Here is a 16,093-nt window from a genome sequence, read left to right on the forward strand (position 1 = left end):
TTTCTGAACTTTAATGCATCGCTTCATTAATGGCGTTTTCAAAAAGATCAGTTAAACTAATTCCGGCGGCAGCGGCTTGCTGAGGTAAAATACTCTCGCGCGTTAGTCCGGGTACCGTATTAATTTCCAATAAATAAGGTTCATCATTTTTAAAAATGAATTCACTTCGGCTAAATCCGGAAAGTTTTAAAATGTTATAGATATTTTTTGCTGCTTCACGTACTTTATTCTCATAATCTTCAGAAATTCTGGCAGGTGTTATTTCCTGAGATTTTCCCAGATATTTGGCTTCGTAATCAAAAAATTCATTTTCAGAAACAATCTCAGTAATGGGTAAAACCGTTGTCTCTCCTTTATACGAGATCACGCCTACAGAGACTTCAGTACCTTCCAAATACGTTTCAATAATGATTTCATCATCTTCTTTAAATGCGGTGTTTATGGCTTCCTGTAATTCACTTTGCTTATGAACTTTAGTAATTCCAAAACTGCTTCCGGCTTTATTCGCCTTAACAAAGCATGGTAAACCAACTTTTTTTACAATGGCTTCTTCATCAATAGGGTCGCCTAAATTCAAATAATAGGACGTTGCCATATTAATGCCATAAGGTTTAAGTACACTCAAGCAATCGCGTTTATTAAATGTTAGCGCTGCCTGGTACATGTTGCAACTTGTTTGTGGTAATTGAATTAAATTAAAATAGGCTTGCATAAATCCGTCTTCACCGGGAGAACCGTGTATCGCATTAAAAACACAATCAAACGTAATTTTTGACCCATTTAAAGTAATTGAAAAATTATTTTTATCAACCGGGAATTCATTTTCATTTTCGTCAACAAAAACCCATTTCTCCTTAAAAATATGGATTCTGTAACACGCGTAACCAGCGGCTTTTAAAGTGTCGTAAACAACTTGCCCACTTTTTAGAGAGATTTGATATTCACTTGAATATCCACCCATAATAATGGCGATGTTTTTTTTCATTCAGGTTGTGATGTTAATCTCTGTTAAAGAGGACGTTTAAATTTTATGGTAATTAGTCTAAAACCTTACAATAAATCGTATCTATTATAAGTTAAGCTAAAATATCATATAAATTGGAAAAGAAAAAACACTGGCGTTTTTATATATTTGCTAAATATAAAAATCTTCAAATGAGCATCCTCAAATTCTTAAAAAGTAAAGTATTTCTTAAACAAATTCTATTAGCCGGTGCCGCCGTGCTGGTATTAAGTTTTATTTTGTTGAAGTGGTTAAGTGTTTATACTAACCACGGCGAATTTGAGATCGTACCTGATCTTACCGGAAAATCACTGAGTGTTGCTCAAATGACCCTCAAGGAAAATAATCTAGACCTGAAGGTGCAGGATTCTGCAAATTACAATCCGGATTATCCGAAATATTCCGTGATAGAGCAAGAGCCTCCTGCGGGATCTAAAGTTAAGGATAACAGGAAGATTTACCTGACTATCAATCCTTCAGGATACAGACAAATTCGTGTTCCTGATCTTACCGAACGTACCCTAAGACAAGCCCAACCTACTCTGGAAGCCCTGGGGTTTAAAGTCGGTAAATTGGTGTATGTAGATAATATAGCCAAAGACATGGTACTTAAAATGATGCACGATGGCGAAACACTTAAAGAAGGAGATAAATTACCGAAAACTTCAGTTATCGACCTGGTTTTAGGAAATGGTAACCAACCTTAGATATGGAAGATTACACACCGCAATTTTCCGAGGATGATGATGAAGACCTGTATGAGCACTATGCATTTGATGTAGAAAAAGGTCAGAAACCTTTACGTATCGATAAATACCTCATGAATTTTGTTGAAAATGCTACACGAAATAAGATTCAGGCGGCAGCAAAAGACGGTAGTGTTTATGTGAACGGAACACCAGTGAAGTCCAACTATAAAGTAAAACCATTCGATAAAATCCGAGTCCTTTTTAAGCATCCGCCACATGAAAATTTACTGGTTGGCGAACCCATTGATCTGGATATTATTTATGAAGATGATGTTTTATTAGTGGTTAACAAACCGGCAGGTATGGTGGTACATCCCGGGCACGGAAATTACTCCGGAACACTTATTAACGGACTCATTTACCGCTTTGAAAATTTACCAAACAATTCCAGTGATCGTCCGGGATTAGTACACCGGATCGATAAGGATACCAGCGGACTATTAGTAGTGGCTAAAACGGAGCAGGCCATGGCGTACCTTTCTATGCAATTTGCTGAAAAAACCAGCGAACGGGAATATGTTGCTTTGGTTTGGGGAAATGTAGAGGATGATGAAGGTACCGTGGAAGGAGCTATAGGACGGCATCCAAAGAATCGTTTACAGAACACCGTTTTTTTAGGTGATGAAGCAGATAAAGGAAAACCCGCAGTTACGCATTATAAGGTTCTAGAACGCTTTGGATACGTTACCTTAGTATCATGTGTTTTGGAAACCGGTCGAACCCATCAAATTCGGGTGCATATGAAACATATTGGGCATACTTTATTCAATGATGAACGCTATGGTGGCGACAAAATTCTGAAAGGAACAACCTTCAGTAAATACAAACAATTTGTTGAAAATTGTTTTAAAGTTCTACCACGACAAGCGTTGCATGCAAAAACGCTTGGTTTTGAGCATCCTGTTACTCACAAATTCATGCGCTTTGAAACGCCACTTCCGTTAGATATGGAACAATGTATCGAAAAGTGGCGCAATTACGCCAAACATCAGGAACTGGAATAAATTACATTTATAATTGTATTACAAATTATTCTTAATCTCTATTTTAAGAATGACTCTTGTATTGTATTTTTGTTTTTGAAAAACCATTGTTATGAAACTCGTTTTATCACCAGCTAAATCTTTAGATTACGAAAGTGAATTACCAACAGACAGGTATACCGAACCGCAATTTTTAGAGCAATCAGAACGTCTTAATAAAATTCTCAAAAAGAAATCAGCCAAGGGCTTATCAAAATTAATGAGTATCTCTGATGCGTTGGGTCAATTGAACTACGAGCGAAATCAGGAATGGGAATTGCCATTTACTCAAGAAAATGCCCGTCCGGCGATGTACGCTTTTAACGGCGATGTATATAAAGGTTTGGATGCTTATACTATTCCTAAAGAAAAAATAGATACGCTAAACAATACTGTTCGAATCTTATCTGGATTATACGGTATTTTAAAACCTACCGATCTTATCCAGCCGTATCGTTTGGAAATGGGAACTAAAATAGCTGTAGGAAGAAAGAAGAATTTGTATGAGTTCTGGAAAAAAGATATCACTAAAGCCTTGAATGAGGAACTTAAGGATGATGAAGTTTTCCTGAATCTGGCCAGTAATGAGTATTTTAAAGCTATCGATAAAAAAGCTTTGAAAGTGCCGGTAGTGGATGTTACCTTCAAGGACTTTAAGAACGGTAAATACAAGATTATTTCTTTTTTCGCTAAAGAAGCACGGGGATTAATGGCACGCTATGTTGTTGATACCAATGCCCAAACTGTAGACGACCTTAAAGGTTTTAATTATGGTGATTACAGTTATAGTGAAGAGATGTCGAAATCTGGCGAGCTGGTATTTATCCGATAGATAAACTACTTAACCTTCGCTTTTTCGTTGATATTGATTTTACTTTCTACCGAGCGTTTCTTTTTGATACGAGGACGTCTTGTGCCAAAAGTACCTCTGTGTATTTTTCCACGTTTCGTTTTTTTATCGCCTTTACCCATAATTATTTGTTTATTTTGTTGAAATAATAAGATAATGAATTTTAAACTGAAAATCAAGTTTCAACGTGTTTCATCATCAACATCCGTACGATCCCTTTATATTTGAAGATACTCACAAACTCATTGTTGGGACACTTCCACCACCGCGATTTTCAACAGGAGATCTTTTAGAACAAGATGTTGATTTTTGCTATGGAAGTTATTACAATTCCTTATGGCTTTTTATTGATAAAATTCACGATCTCAATTTGCGATATGATAATTCTGAGGAAGCTGTAAATCAAAGAAAAGCATTTCTAAAAAAGCATAACATTGGTGTTTGTGATATTGTTGATTCTTGTAAGCGAAAAAAAATTGATGCTTCAGATCTTGGTATGGAAGATGTTATACTTCGCGATCTTGTCGGGTATTTAAAAGTATATCCCAATGTGAAAACCCTATTATTTACTGGCGGAAACAGTAAGAATGGTCCGGAATATTTCTTCAGAAAACACTTAAAGGATTATGATTTGAAATTGCAACTTGTTTCAAACGAAATTCCACGTATTCATAAATTTGAATTATCGGGGCGCCTTATAAAAACGGTATCTTTAACTTCGGCTTCAGGTTCTGCGAATCGTGCTATTGGAAGTATGCCGTTGTACAAACATTTAAAAGCAAAAAACCCTGAATTCAATACGTTTGATTTCAGGGTTCTGCAATATCAGGAATTCCTATAAAAGTTATTTATCTGTTCTGTATTTTTCAAACCAGGAAAGAATGGCAGCCATTTTAGCCACCAGATTACTTGGTTTGGCGGCGATGCCATGAGACGCTCCAGGAATTCTTACCATTGCCGTTTCTACATTTTGTAATTTTAAGGCACCATAAAATTGTTCTGCTTCCGGAAGTGGTGTTCTGAAATCTTCTTCACCTCCTAAAACCATGGTTGGGGTCGTAACGTTGCCAACATAGCTTATCGGAGATCGCTTTAAATAACTTTCGGGATCTTCCCAGGGCTTTTTGGCAAACCAGTATTTAGAAAAGTAGGCAATATTGTCTGAGTATAATGCAAAGCTGTACCAATTAATTACAGGCTTAGCAACTACCGCAGCTCTAAAACGGTCTGTTTTACCAATAATCCAGGCCGTAAGTACACCACCGCCACTACCACCGGTAACAAATAAATTAGCTTCATCAATAAATCCTTTTTTCAATACAGCATCAACGCCCGACATGAGATCATCGTAGTCATGATTTGGATAGTTGTGATGAATTTCATTACCGAAATCCATTCCGTAACTGGCACTTCCTCTTGGGTTACAATACAACACCACATAACCTGCAGCAGCAAACTCCTGGATCTCTGCGGAAAACTCTGCACCGTAACTTAAGAAAGGACCACCATGTATTTCAAGAATAAAAGGGTATTTTTTTGAAGGATCAAAATCCGGTGGTGTTACCAGCCAGCCTTGAATTTTTTGTTGGTCATAAGAAGACTCCCACCATAATTCTTCAACCTTTCCAATAGTTCTGAATGCAAAGAGATCGGCGTTCAAATCTGTTAGGCGTTTCCTGGTTTTTGAATCAGCTACACCCAGATCTGAAGGGTGTTCCGTACCACCAAGGGTATAAGCGAATCTATCCGTATTGGAAGCGGTAAAACTTCCGGAGTTATAAGGTCTTCCTATGGATAATCCTCCCAGGTTGCCGGTAATATCCTGAATTTTTCCGTTTAGTGAAATGGAAGCTAGTTTGGCATGACCCTGATCATAATATTTAAAATAAAGTCCTTTGCCATTGGAAAACCAGGTGATATTCTCGATACTTCTGTCAAAGTTTTTTGATATCAAACGGCTATTGGAGCCATCAGCATCCATGAGGTATAATTTATTTTGAGTATAGCCCAGTAATTCGTCGTCATAGCCTAAATAAGCTATGGTTTTGCCATCCGGTGAAACCGAAGGGTCTATATCCGGACCAAAGCGATCGGTTAGCGCTTTTATACTACCATCAGTTAGGGAAATACTGTAGATCTCCGAGTCTCCGGGTTTTAATTCTTCAGGTTTATGTGCATTAGCTGAAAAATAAAGCATGTCATTGTTTTTAGACCAAACAGGATTTCCATGATCGTAGGCTTCAAAAGTGAGCTGTTTAGGTGTTCCACCCTGAACCGGTAAAGTGAATATTTGATTGTGACCCGGTTTAAGGTAGCCTTTACCATCACTGCGGTACTGTAATTTATCGATATAGATTGGAGGATCTTGCCAGGTTGCACCCTTAGGCTTCTCCGGCATTTTTATGATAGATGGATCTTTCTCCGGGACAAACATATCAAAAGCTATGGTTTGATCATCATAGGACCAACTGATGTTATTTGGAGCCTGCTCTCCATTAGTGAGCGCTGTTTCATCTTTACTATCTATCCAAAGCAAATAAACCTTAGTTTTTTCATCTGCTTTATTCGATTTATAAATGATCTTTTTACCATCATGTGACCATCTTGGAGTATTGTCATTTTGATTTCCAGTGGTTAAAGGCCGATTTTCAGTTCCATCAAAATTGATAATCCATAGATTGGATAAATTTTTATCGGTCGTGATATCCTTGAAATTCCTCACATAAATGATTCTTGAACCATCGGGCGAGATCTGCGGATCTGAGACATACTCCATATCGAAGATATCCAGTAATTTTAAATTGGTCTTTTCCTGAGTGATCCCTTTCTGACTGAATAACAACAGACAAAAGAGACTTAATACGAATTGTTTCATAGAAATTTTTATTGGTTGGATAACGAATGTCGCATTTTTTTCGCTTAAAATAAAGTATTCCAATTAAAATGATAAATTAACCATACCTTTGCGCCTTAATTTGAAGGAGATAGAAAATACATTGTTGTTGTTTATCTCAAACGTCCTGAACGGACCTTCCATAAACACACCATATGTCATTTCAATCTTTAGGCTTATCCGAAGCCTTGCTAAAAGCAGTTAGCGAAAAAGGATACACAACACCATCTCCCATACAACAAAAAGCCATTCCTCCCATTTTAGAAGGAAAAGATGTTTTAGCATCCGCCCAAACCGGAACGGGAAAAACAGCTGGTTTTACTTTACCTCTATTGCATATTCTTTCAGAGAATCCAAAAGGTAAGTTCAGACCAATAAGAGCTTTAATTCTAACCCCAACCAGAGAACTTGCCGCGCAGGTTTATAGTAATGTTAGGGAATATGGCGCTTTTTTAAATTTACGCTCAGCTGTTATTTTTGGTGGCGTTAATCAAAAACCCCAGGCAGCTTCTATTCGAAAAGGGGTTGATGTATTGGTAGCGACCCCCGGTCGCTTATTAGACCTTGTTAATCAAAATATCATTTCTTTAAAACGGGTTGAAATTTTTGTTCTGGATGAAGCCGATAGAATGCTCGATATGGGGTTTTTAAGAGATATTGAGCGCGTAATGAAGCTCATTCCCGACAAGCGTCAAAATCTCATGTTTTCTGCCACATTTTCCAAAGATATACGAAAACTGGCTCAGGGTATTCTAAACCATCCTGTTCAGGTTGAAGCCACTCCTGAGAATACGACCGTTGAAACCATAAACCAGAAAGTATTTCGGGTTGCGAAAGCGGCGAAAACCGATTTAATTATCAAACTTATTTCTGATGGTAACTGGAAACAGGTCCTGGTTTTTACTCGAACCAAACACGGCGCCAACAAATTATGTCAAAAAATGGAAAAGGCCGGTATTTCTGCAGCGGCGATCCATGGAAATAAAAGTCAGGCTGCACGAACCAAAGCCCTGGCTGGGTTCAAACAATCTAAGGTACGTGTTTTAGTGGCCACCGATATTGCAGCACGGGGCCTGGACATTCCCTTATTGCCACATGTCATTAATTTTGAACTGCCCAACGTTCCCGAAGATTATGTGCATCGTATTGGTAGAACAGGGCGTGCAGGAGCCTCCGGTGAAGCTTTGTCATTAGTAAGTGCCGATGAAACCTTGTTTTTAAAAGATATTGAAAAACTGATTGAAATGACACTTCCGGTAACCATCGTTGAAGGTTTTGAACCGGATCCAAATGCATCAACAGCCCCAAGAAAGCAGGGTGGCGGAAATCGCTCCGGAAACCATGGGAATAAGCCTTCAGGAAATTCAAGAAAATCTAAAAACAAATCTTTTCAAAGACGTTCCAGACGTAATTAACCACGTTTTATGATGGGTTTAAACTTATTCTTGATAGGCTATGAACATAGATTGTGCAGGAACCATAACTGATTTTTCAATAGTTTTGCCGTTTTCCAGGGTAAATTTATCTCCGCTAACAGCCTGTTGCCAAATACCGTCCAATGTTAATTTGTATGGATCTTTATTGGCATTGTAAACTACAAAAATGGTTTTCCAGGAATCACCATTGGCGTTGTTACTTATTTCGTAACTGATCAAACCATCTTTTACGGTTTTGAATTTCAAATTATTTTGAACGTCTGCTGCTGAGGTCATCCGCAATGCCGGATGCGCCTTACGCAATTTTATGAGATTTTCATAATAGGCTACCACATCAGCGTGATCAACTTTCCAATGCCAGTTAATTTCATTGATACTGTCAGGTGAATTAAAGGAGTTTTCTATCCCTTGTTTGGTTCGTAACATTTCCGAACCGGCATGTAAAAAGGCAACTCCTTGGGAGGTTAATATAATGGCATTGGCCAGTTTATCCATAGCTTCCAGACTACCAACTGTTTGATTTTCTGTAGATAATTTTAATTTGTCATACAAAGTATTATTGTCATGACAAGACACATAACTAACCGATTGCCAAGGGTTTTCGGTCCACGGTTTATCAGAATAATTAACCTTTTTGTAATTGATCTGTGGATGCTGAATGGCTCCAACAACACCAGATTTTATAGATTCTTCCGTACCTTTTTTACCACTAACAAAGCCTTTGTCCTTTTCTTCAAAAACGGAGCCTTTTAAGCCATCACGGATATCATCGCTAAATGCCGAAACCTGAGGCATTTTAAAGGTGTTTTTCTTTAAGGCTTTTTGTTCGTCAGGTAGGGGAGAGTTTCCAGCAGTCCAACCTTCACCATAAATGATGGCATTCGGATTTATCACTTTTACCGAAGCGGTTATTTCGTTCATGGTTTCGATATCGTGGATGCCCATTAAATCGAAGCGAAAGCCATCCAAATGATATTCTTTGGCCCAATAACTTACGGAGGCTATCATGAATTTACGCATCATTTCTTTTTCGGATGCGGTTTCATTACCACAAGCTGAGGCATCTGAATAGCTACCATCTTCGTTCATACGATAATAATATTCCGGGGCTTCTAAATTAAAATTTGATTCTTTTGTCCGTCCGGTATGATTGTAAACCACATCTAAAATAACACCAATCCCATGGTCGTGAAAGGCTTTTACCATGGTTTTAAATTCTTTGATGCGTACATCGGCATGATACGGATCCGTGGAAAAAGACCCTTCCGGAACGTTATAATTTTGAGGATCGTAACCCCAGTTGTATTGCGGTTGATCTAGTTTTGTTTCATCAATAGAATAATTATCAAAAGCCGGAAGAATGTGTACATGCGTCACTCCCAGTTCTTTGATATGGTCAATACCCGTTGAGACACCTTGTGGACCTGTCCTTCCCGATTCTACCAAACCAAGAAATTTACCGGGATAGCTGGAACCGGCTTCGGGTTGGATCGTCATGTCCCGAACTTGTAATTCGTAAATAATCGCTTCGTTAGGATATTTTAATTTTGGTCCCTGATCGTCTGTCCAGCCCTGAGGATTTGTGCTATTCAGATCTAAAACCATAGCACGTTTTCCATTAATACCAACAGCCTGTGCATAAATGCCGGGAGTTTCATCCAGCCATTGTCCGTTTACATTAATTTGATAGGTGTAATACACTCCGGCCAGGTCACCTTCTAGTGTTTTGTGCCAAACATGATCGTTACCTTCCTCTAAAAATTCCGTTTGATATGCTGAACCATCAGTACCGTTATTATAAAGATTTAGCTTTACTTTTTCCGCCGTAGGCGACCATAACTTAAAAGTTGTGGCTTCTTTAGTATAATCCAACCATAAATTGGTGTCGTAGGCTGTTTTCGTCATTTGTTTTTCTTTAGTGTCTTTACAGGAGGTAGCAACGATGGTGAGGAGCAAAAAACTTAATATCAGTCTCATTTTAGTGGTGTTTAAGTTGGTTCAGCCCTTCGTAAACCACAATGCTGACAGCATTGGCGAGGTTTAGGCTTCGAACGTGGGGACTAAAAATAGGAATTTTATAGGTATGTTGAATATGTTTTTTAAGTAGTGTCTTTGGCAGACCAACAGATTCCTTTCCAAAAATTAAAAAAAGGTCCTCTTCATAGGGAATATCCCAGTAGTCACTGGCACCGTGACTGGATAAAAAGGCCATCGATTTACCTTCATGTTTTCTAAAAAAAGCCTCGGAGTTTTCGTAATAATGAACCGGAAGATGATCCCAGTAATCCAAACCGGCACGTTTCAACCTTGTGTCATTAATTTCGAAGCCAAAGGGTTTTACCAGGTGAAGTTCCGCACCGGAGGCCAATGCCAAACGCCCAATATTTCCTGTGTTATTTGGGATTTCAGGTTCGATTAATACAATGTGTAAGGCCATGAATTTTTTAGAGTTTGTAGCCCAAATATAAAAGAACCTGCTCTAAAATTAGAACAGGTTCTTTTTTAAATTTTAATGCTCAGGAGTTTTATTTTTTATTTTGTTGATCTTTAATTGTTTTCTCATCAATATCAAAATCATTTTTCTCCTGATGCGTATTCCCTTCCGGGTTTAAGGGTTGTTTTTGCTCTTTTGTTCTTTCGAATTTTCTATCTCTTATAGTTTCCATAATCTTTCTTTTTTTGGGTTCATTAGAAGGTACAGAAATAAGACTAAAATTCTATTAAATCTATCTTAAAACCAAAGGATTAAATGTTAAATCAGTCTACCTGATACGTTAATTTCATGGTAATGGATGCTGTTTTTTCTTTGGAAGAGGTATTGTGCGTTCCGCCCCAGGAATAATCCTCGTTTGAGTACTGTCCTAATATTTGGAACACACCCATTTGAGCATTAGATAATGCGCCTAATTTTGCACCTGAATTCTCAGCAATGCTCTGGGCTCTCACACGGGCATTGTCCGTAGCACGCGAGACCATCTCAATTTTAAGATCTTCCAGTTTGGTGTAATAATAACGTGGTGACGACGAGTATAATTGAATCCCTTTGTTGAGTAATTCCGTGATCTCTCTTGAAATTTTCTCAACTTTTTCCACTTCTGTTGATTTAATTTGAACCGTTTGGTCCAGGTCGTAACCAATAAATTCCTCTCCAATATATTTACCGTCGTTGGAATATTTATTTTTTGTCTTTTTAGAAGAGGTTACTGCCGAAAAAACCAAAACGCTATCGGGTAATCCTTTGGATGTTAAATATTCAGAAATCGTTTCTTTATCCCGTTTTAGATCAGAATAGGCTTGTTTGAGATCCTTGTTGACCTGTGAAAATCGGGCTTCCCAAACGATAAGGTCTGAGGTGAAGTTCGTTTGCCCCAAACCTGTTACCGCGATGTTTCCGGGTTTGTTGTTTCTGTTGATAACGGCATATCCAAGTACGATGGATGCCACTACGATGGCCACGGCAAATACCACGGCAGTCATTTGTTTTTTCATGTGTTTGTTTTTAATGTTTTTTAATTGTCACATGTAACCTTTGATGCTTAAGTAATAAGTCTAGTTTGTGCTATTGACTTATTAAAGCATTTTGGTTTCATTGAAGTGAATGTTTTTAAGTGAGACGTTTTGTTAACGGATGGATTTAACAAAGTCTGCGATCTTGCCGACGCCGTTTTTCGTTAAGAATTTAATGAAAGCACTTCCGATAATTGCTCCTTTGGCATACTGCGTAGCTTCTGTATAGGATTTGTTATCTGAAATTCCGAAACCAACAATTTGCGGATTGTTAAGACCCATATTATGTATACGTTGGAAATAGTCTTTTTGGTCGTCGCCAAAACCGGAAGTATTTCCGGTAACGCTCGCAGAACTAACCATATAGATAAATCCGTTGGAAACCGAATCAATAAACCGGATGCGATCGTCGCTGGTTTGCGGTGTAATTAAAAACACATTGATGAGGCCGTATTTTTTAAAAATAGCCTGGTATTCGTCGTGATAAACGTCTACAGGTAGATCAGGAATAATGAGGCCGTCGATCCCAATTTCCTCACACTTTTTACAAAATGCTTCCACGCCATATTGTAACATTGGATTAAAATAGCCCATGATAATGAGTGGAATATTCACCGTTTTGCGGATATCTTTTAATTGGTTGAAAAGAATTTCTGTGGTCATCCCGTTTTTTAAAGCAGCTGTAGAACTGTTTTGGATGGTAGGACCATCGGCGAGCGGGTCGCTAAAAGGAAGTCCGATCTCGATCATGTCGATACCATTTTTTTCGAGATCTTGAATGATACTTACCGTATCGTTCAGATCCGGATATCCGGCGGTAAAATATATGGATAGGAGTTTTTTATCCTCCTGAAGTTTTTCTTTTATTCTATTCATGATTTAGCAGTTATGCATATGAATGGGAGTTCTACAGTCGCGTTAGGGATTGCAGCGGTATCCTTTTTTGACGGAGGAAAAAAAGATTTAGCGGAAAGCCCGACCTGCAAGGGAACGCCCATAATTTAAATATTAAAATAGTCGATATAATTTTGTAAATCTTTGTCGCCACGACCCGATAAACTCATCACGATCACGTCGTTTGGTTTAAAGGTTTTATGCTTGAAAATAGCCAGCGCGTGCGAGGTTTCGATGGCTGGAATGATGCCTTCGAGTTTCGATAATTCGAGACCGGCTTCCATGGCGTCGTCGTCGGTAATGGACATAAATTCCGCCCGACCGGTTTTGGATAAATGCGCGTGCATGGGGCCAACGCCGGGATAATCGAGGCCCGCAGAAATGGAGTAGGGCTCGGTGATCTGGCCATCAGGCGTTTGCATGAGTAAGGTTTTGCATCCGTGGATGATACCCTCTTTTCCGAGGACGGAAGTTGCAGCACTCTCACCGGAATTGATGCCTTTTCCGGCAGCTTCAACGGCAATTATACCCACATCTTCGTTATGCAAATAATGGTAATAGGTACCCGCGGCGTTACTACCACCACCGATACAGGCCACCACATAATCCGGGTTTTCGCGACCTTCCTGCTCCTGGAGTTGCCATTTGATCTCTTCGGAGATCACGGCTTGAAAACGGGTTACCATATCCGGATAAGGGTGCGGACCGATAGCCGAACCGATGATATAATGTGTGTTTACAGGGTTGTTTATCCAATCGCGAATGGCTTCGTTGGTGGCGTCTTTTAAAGTACGGCTTCCGGAAAGTGCGGGTACCACTTTGGCACCTAGCATTTTCATGCGGGCTACATTCGGGGCTTGACGCGCGATGTCGATCTCGCCCATATAAACGATACATTCCATACCCATAAGGGCGCAAACTGTTGCCGTGGCCACACCATGCTGTCCGGCACCGGTTTCCGCGATAATGCGCGTTTTACCAAGGCGCTTGGCCATTAAAATCTGACCAATCGTATTATTGATCTTATGGGCACCGGTGTGATTTAAATCTTCGCGTTTGAGGTAAATTTTGGTATTGTATTTTTCTGAAAGGCGCTTTGCAAAATACAGGGGCGAAGGACGCCCTACATAATCTTTTAGCAGTTGTTTGAACTCCTTTTGGAATTCGGGTTCATTCATGACCTTCAAATAATTCTGGCGCAATTCTTCCACATTCGGATAGAGCATTTCCGGTATGAATGCGCCACCGAATTCGCCGTAATAACCTTTTTCGTTTACGTTATATTTCATGATTTCTGAACGTCCTGAGCGGACAAAAATTTATGTGTTTTAAATGCTTTTAATTTATCACTATTCTTTAATCCCGGAGCGTCTTCAAATTGGCTATTCACATCAATGGCGTAGCAGTATTTGGAAGCCTCACTCTGTATAAATTCGTTTAATTTTTCAACCTCTTCAAGTCCGATACCTCCACTTAAGAAAAATGGTTTTGTGGATGGATAGGATTTGAGAATATTCCAATCGAAGGTATAACCGTTACCGCCGGGTAAGGGTCCTTTGGTATCGAATAGAAAGTAATCACAAACCACTTCATACGGTTTTAGACCTTCGAAATTGAAGTCGTTTTTGATCGAAAATACTTTGATGATCTCCAGTGTTTTGTTCGGGTTGTTAGTTTTAAATACTTCTTTTAATTCTCTGCAAAATTCGGGAGATTCATTTCCGTGTAACTGCACGGCTTTGAATTTGAATTTTGAGATATTGTCCATGATGTTGTCGATGGTTTCATTAACGAAAACACCTGTTTTAATAATGGCTTCTGAAATGTTAGGAATGCTGTCGATATCAAAATTGCGGGCTGACTTTTCATAAAAGATAAAACCCAGATAGTCCGGTTGCAAAGCCGCGACGGCCTTGATATTATCCTGATATTTCATGCCGCACACTTTCAGTTTCATTGTTCTAAAGCTTTAATGAATGCTTTGGCTGAAGCCCCCGGATTTTCGGTTTTCATAAAATTCTCTCCAATTAAAAAGCCGCGAAAACCGTAATCTTTCAATACAGAAATTGGTTCGATGGCACTAATACCACTTTCTGAAACCTTTACGAAATCGTCCGGGATTATTTGGCTCAGGTTTTTACTGGTGTCTAAACTTACTTCAAACGTTTTTAAATTGCGGTTGTTCACACCGAGCATGTCCAAACTGGGCATGATGGATTTTTGTAATTCCGCTTCGTTATGAACTTCTAACAAAACATCGAGATTCAAACTTTTAGCTAATTCTGAAAACTGTTTGATCTCTTCTTTTGAAAGGATGGCTGCGATCAATAAAATAACATCGGCACCATAGGCTTTGGCTTCGATAATTTGATATTCATCGATTATGAATTCCTTGCGTAATAAGGGTAAATTACAACTGGCACGCGCTGTTAGTAGATCGTCCAGAGAACCTCCAAAATATTTTCCATCGGTAAGTACGGACATACCACAAACACCGGCATCTTCATAGCCACGTGCCACATCCTGAACATTCAAATTATTGTTGATGATCGATTTTGAAGGCGACCGTCGCTTATGTTCTGCAATGATCCCGGAGGTACTTGTTTTTAATCGCTCGGCCAAAGAAATGGTATCGCGTTCGAATAAAACGGAATGTTCCAGTTGAGACACCGGAATCAGTCCTTTTCTAAGATTGACCTCTTTGCGTTTATCTGCTGTTATGTTATCTAAAATGTTCATTATTTACTCAATGCAATCAATTTTTCTAAACTCGCTTTTGCCTTACCTGAAAATAAGGATTCCTTAGCCATTTCAAAGCCTTCTTCATGAGAAATTTGCTTCGTAGTAGCGATAGCTAAACCCGCATTGGCACAAACCACATCATTTTGTGCTTCGGTTCCCTGGCCATTTATGATATTCATGAATATACCTGCTGAAGTGGCTACAGAGTCTCCTCCTGCAATCATTTCAGGCTTGATGTAATTTAAATCCAGATCTTCCGGTTTGAACAGGGTTTCAGCGCGGTTAGAAATAATTTTTGCTTTTCCCGTTAAAGAGATCTCATCATAACCATCCAAGGCATGAATGATGCTGTAATTTTTATCGGTTTTCTGATAGAGATACCCGTATAAACGTTGTAATTCCAGATTGAAAACACCTACCATTTGATTTTTTGGAAATGCCGGATTTACCATCGGACCTAACATATTGAAAAAGGTTTTTACACCCAGTTCTCTTCGTATCGGACCAACTTCTTTCATTGCCGGATGAAACAAAGGCGCGTGTAAAACACAGATCCCGGCTTCCTCCATGGATTTTTTAAGGAAATCAATATCGTTTGAAAATTTGATGCCCAGATGTTCCATAACATTGGAAGAACCACAAGATGAGGACACCCCATAATTCCCGTGCTTGGCAACATTTACCCCGGCGCCTGCCGTAACAAATGAGGCTAGCGTTGAAATATTAAAAGTATCTTTTCCATCACCGCCGGTGCCGCATAGATCGATAGAGTTATAATCGGCTAGATCAACTGCGATACACAAATCGAGTAGGGCATCGCGAAAGCCACGAAGTTCATCAATGGTAATACTTCGCATCATGAACACCGACAGGAAACACACAATCTGACTTTGATTGTATTCGCCTTTCGAGATATTCATGAGGATCTGTTTCGCTTCCTCAGACGAAATGGTTTCGTGGTTTATTAATCGGTTTAAAACGTCCTTCATTTTAAATT

17 protein-coding genes are annotated in these 16,093 nt (G+C 39.0%); 5 read left to right on the forward strand and 12 right to left on the reverse strand.

Annotated features, from left to right (window positions below):
• Positions 1-10 precede the first annotated feature (10 nt).
• Positions 11-985, reverse strand: a complete 975-nt coding sequence (locus ABD682_RS09385; RefSeq protein ID WP_344741007.1) for a D-alanine--D-alanine ligase — start codon at positions 983-985, stop codon at positions 11-13.
• Between the two features lie 170 nt (positions 986-1,155).
• Between ABD682_RS09385 and ABD682_RS09390 the strand changes: the two genes are divergently transcribed.
• The 3 genes from ABD682_RS09390 (at position 1,156) to yaaA (ending at position 3,606) form a co-directional block, all read left to right on the forward strand.
• Positions 1,156-1,710 carry a PASTA domain-containing protein gene (locus ABD682_RS09390; RefSeq protein WP_344741008.1) on the forward strand — a complete coding sequence of 185 codons (555 nt, stop codon included), beginning with the start codon at positions 1,156-1,158 and terminating at the stop codon, positions 1,708-1,710.
• A 2-nt stretch (positions 1,711-1,712) separates the two neighbouring features.
• A complete protein-coding gene (locus tag ABD682_RS09395; RefSeq protein ID WP_344741010.1) occupies positions 1,713-2,756 on the forward strand; it encodes an RluA family pseudouridine synthase in 1,044 nt (347 codons plus the stop codon).
• 91 nt (positions 2,757-2,847) lie between these two features.
• Entirely contained in the window at positions 2,848-3,606 is a 759-nt protein-coding gene (yaaA, locus tag ABD682_RS09400) for a peroxide stress protein YaaA (protein WP_344741011.1), read from the forward strand.
• 5 nt (positions 3,607-3,611) lie between these two features.
• Here yaaA and ABD682_RS09405 read toward each other — a convergent pair whose 3' ends face one another.
• Entirely contained in the window at positions 3,612-3,746 is a 135-nt protein-coding gene (locus ABD682_RS09405) for a 30S ribosomal protein THX (protein ID WP_344741012.1), read from the reverse strand.
• 65 nt (positions 3,747-3,811) lie between these two features.
• Here ABD682_RS09405 and ABD682_RS09410 point away from each other — a divergent pair, with 65 nt between their 5' ends.
• Positions 3,812-4,465 (forward strand): uracil-DNA glycosylase family protein, encoded by a 654-nt coding sequence (locus ABD682_RS09410; RefSeq protein WP_344741014.1) that lies wholly within the window; start codon positions 3,812-3,814, stop codon positions 4,463-4,465.
• 3 nt (positions 4,466-4,468) lie between these two features.
• Here the strand turns inward: ABD682_RS09410 and ABD682_RS09415 are convergent, their stop codons facing one another.
• Positions 4,469-6,499 carry a S9 family peptidase gene (locus ABD682_RS09415; protein ID WP_344741015.1) on the reverse strand — a complete coding sequence of 677 codons (2,031 nt, stop codon included), beginning with the start codon at positions 6,497-6,499 and terminating at the stop codon, positions 4,469-4,471.
• 173 nt (positions 6,500-6,672) lie between these two features.
• Here ABD682_RS09415 and ABD682_RS09420 point away from each other — a divergent pair, with 173 nt between their 5' ends.
• Positions 6,673-7,932 (forward strand): DEAD/DEAH box helicase, encoded by a 1,260-nt coding sequence (locus tag ABD682_RS09420; protein ID WP_344741016.1) that lies wholly within the window; start codon positions 6,673-6,675, stop codon positions 7,930-7,932.
• A gap of 24 nt (positions 7,933-7,956) precedes the next feature.
• On the opposite strand, the gene pulA is transcribed toward ABD682_RS09420, so the two are convergent.
• The 9 genes from pulA to trpD all read right to left on the reverse strand — a co-directional run bounded on the left by pulA (position 7,957) and on the right by trpD (position 16,085).
• Positions 7,957-9,930, reverse strand: coding sequence for a type I pullulanase (pulA, locus tag ABD682_RS09425; protein WP_344741018.1), 1,974 nt, complete (start codon positions 9,928-9,930; stop codon positions 7,957-7,959).
• Between the two features lies 1 nt (position 9,931).
• Complete coding sequence (locus ABD682_RS09430) at positions 9,932-10,390, reverse strand: tRNA (cytidine(34)-2'-O)-methyltransferase (RefSeq protein WP_344741019.1); 459 nt, start codon at positions 10,388-10,390, stop codon at positions 9,932-9,934.
• 88 nt (positions 10,391-10,478) lie between these two features.
• On the reverse strand, positions 10,479-10,619 hold the full coding sequence (locus ABD682_RS09435; RefSeq protein WP_344741020.1) for a hypothetical protein: 141 nt from the start codon (positions 10,617-10,619) through the stop codon (positions 10,479-10,481).
• Between the two features lie 91 nt (positions 10,620-10,710).
• Entirely contained in the window at positions 10,711-11,442 is a 732-nt protein-coding gene (locus tag ABD682_RS09440) for an SIMPL domain-containing protein (protein ID WP_344741021.1), read from the reverse strand.
• A 132-nt stretch (positions 11,443-11,574) separates the two neighbouring features.
• The gene (gene trpA / locus ABD682_RS09445) at positions 11,575-12,336 is read right to left on the reverse strand and encodes a tryptophan synthase subunit alpha (RefSeq protein ID WP_344741022.1); all 762 of its coding nucleotides are present in this window, start codon (positions 12,334-12,336) and stop codon (positions 11,575-11,577) included.
• A gap of 125 nt (positions 12,337-12,461) precedes the next feature.
• Positions 12,462-13,643, reverse strand: a complete 1,182-nt coding sequence (gene trpB, locus ABD682_RS09450) for a tryptophan synthase subunit beta (protein ID WP_344741023.1) — start codon at positions 13,641-13,643, stop codon at positions 12,462-12,464.
• On the reverse strand, positions 13,640-14,311 hold the full coding sequence (locus tag ABD682_RS09455) for a phosphoribosylanthranilate isomerase (RefSeq protein WP_344741024.1): 672 nt from the start codon (positions 14,309-14,311) through the stop codon (positions 13,640-13,642). The genes trpB and ABD682_RS09455 overlap by 4 nt, the downstream gene beginning before the upstream one ends.
• A complete protein-coding gene (gene trpC / locus ABD682_RS09460; RefSeq protein WP_344741025.1) occupies positions 14,308-15,093 on the reverse strand; it encodes an indole-3-glycerol phosphate synthase TrpC in 786 nt (261 codons plus the stop codon). The genes ABD682_RS09455 and trpC overlap by 4 nt, the downstream gene beginning before the upstream one ends.
• On the reverse strand, positions 15,093-16,085 hold the full coding sequence (gene trpD, locus ABD682_RS09465; RefSeq protein ID WP_344741026.1) for an anthranilate phosphoribosyltransferase: 993 nt from the start codon (positions 16,083-16,085) through the stop codon (positions 15,093-15,095). The genes trpC and trpD overlap by 1 nt, the downstream gene beginning before the upstream one ends.
• Positions 16,086-16,093: the final 8 nt, after the last annotated feature.

This window comes from Gaetbulibacter aestuarii, assembly GCF_039537665.1.
In the GTDB taxonomy this organism is placed as follows: Bacteria; Bacteroidota; Bacteroidia; order Flavobacteriales; family Flavobacteriaceae; genus Gaetbulibacter_A; species Gaetbulibacter_A aestuarii.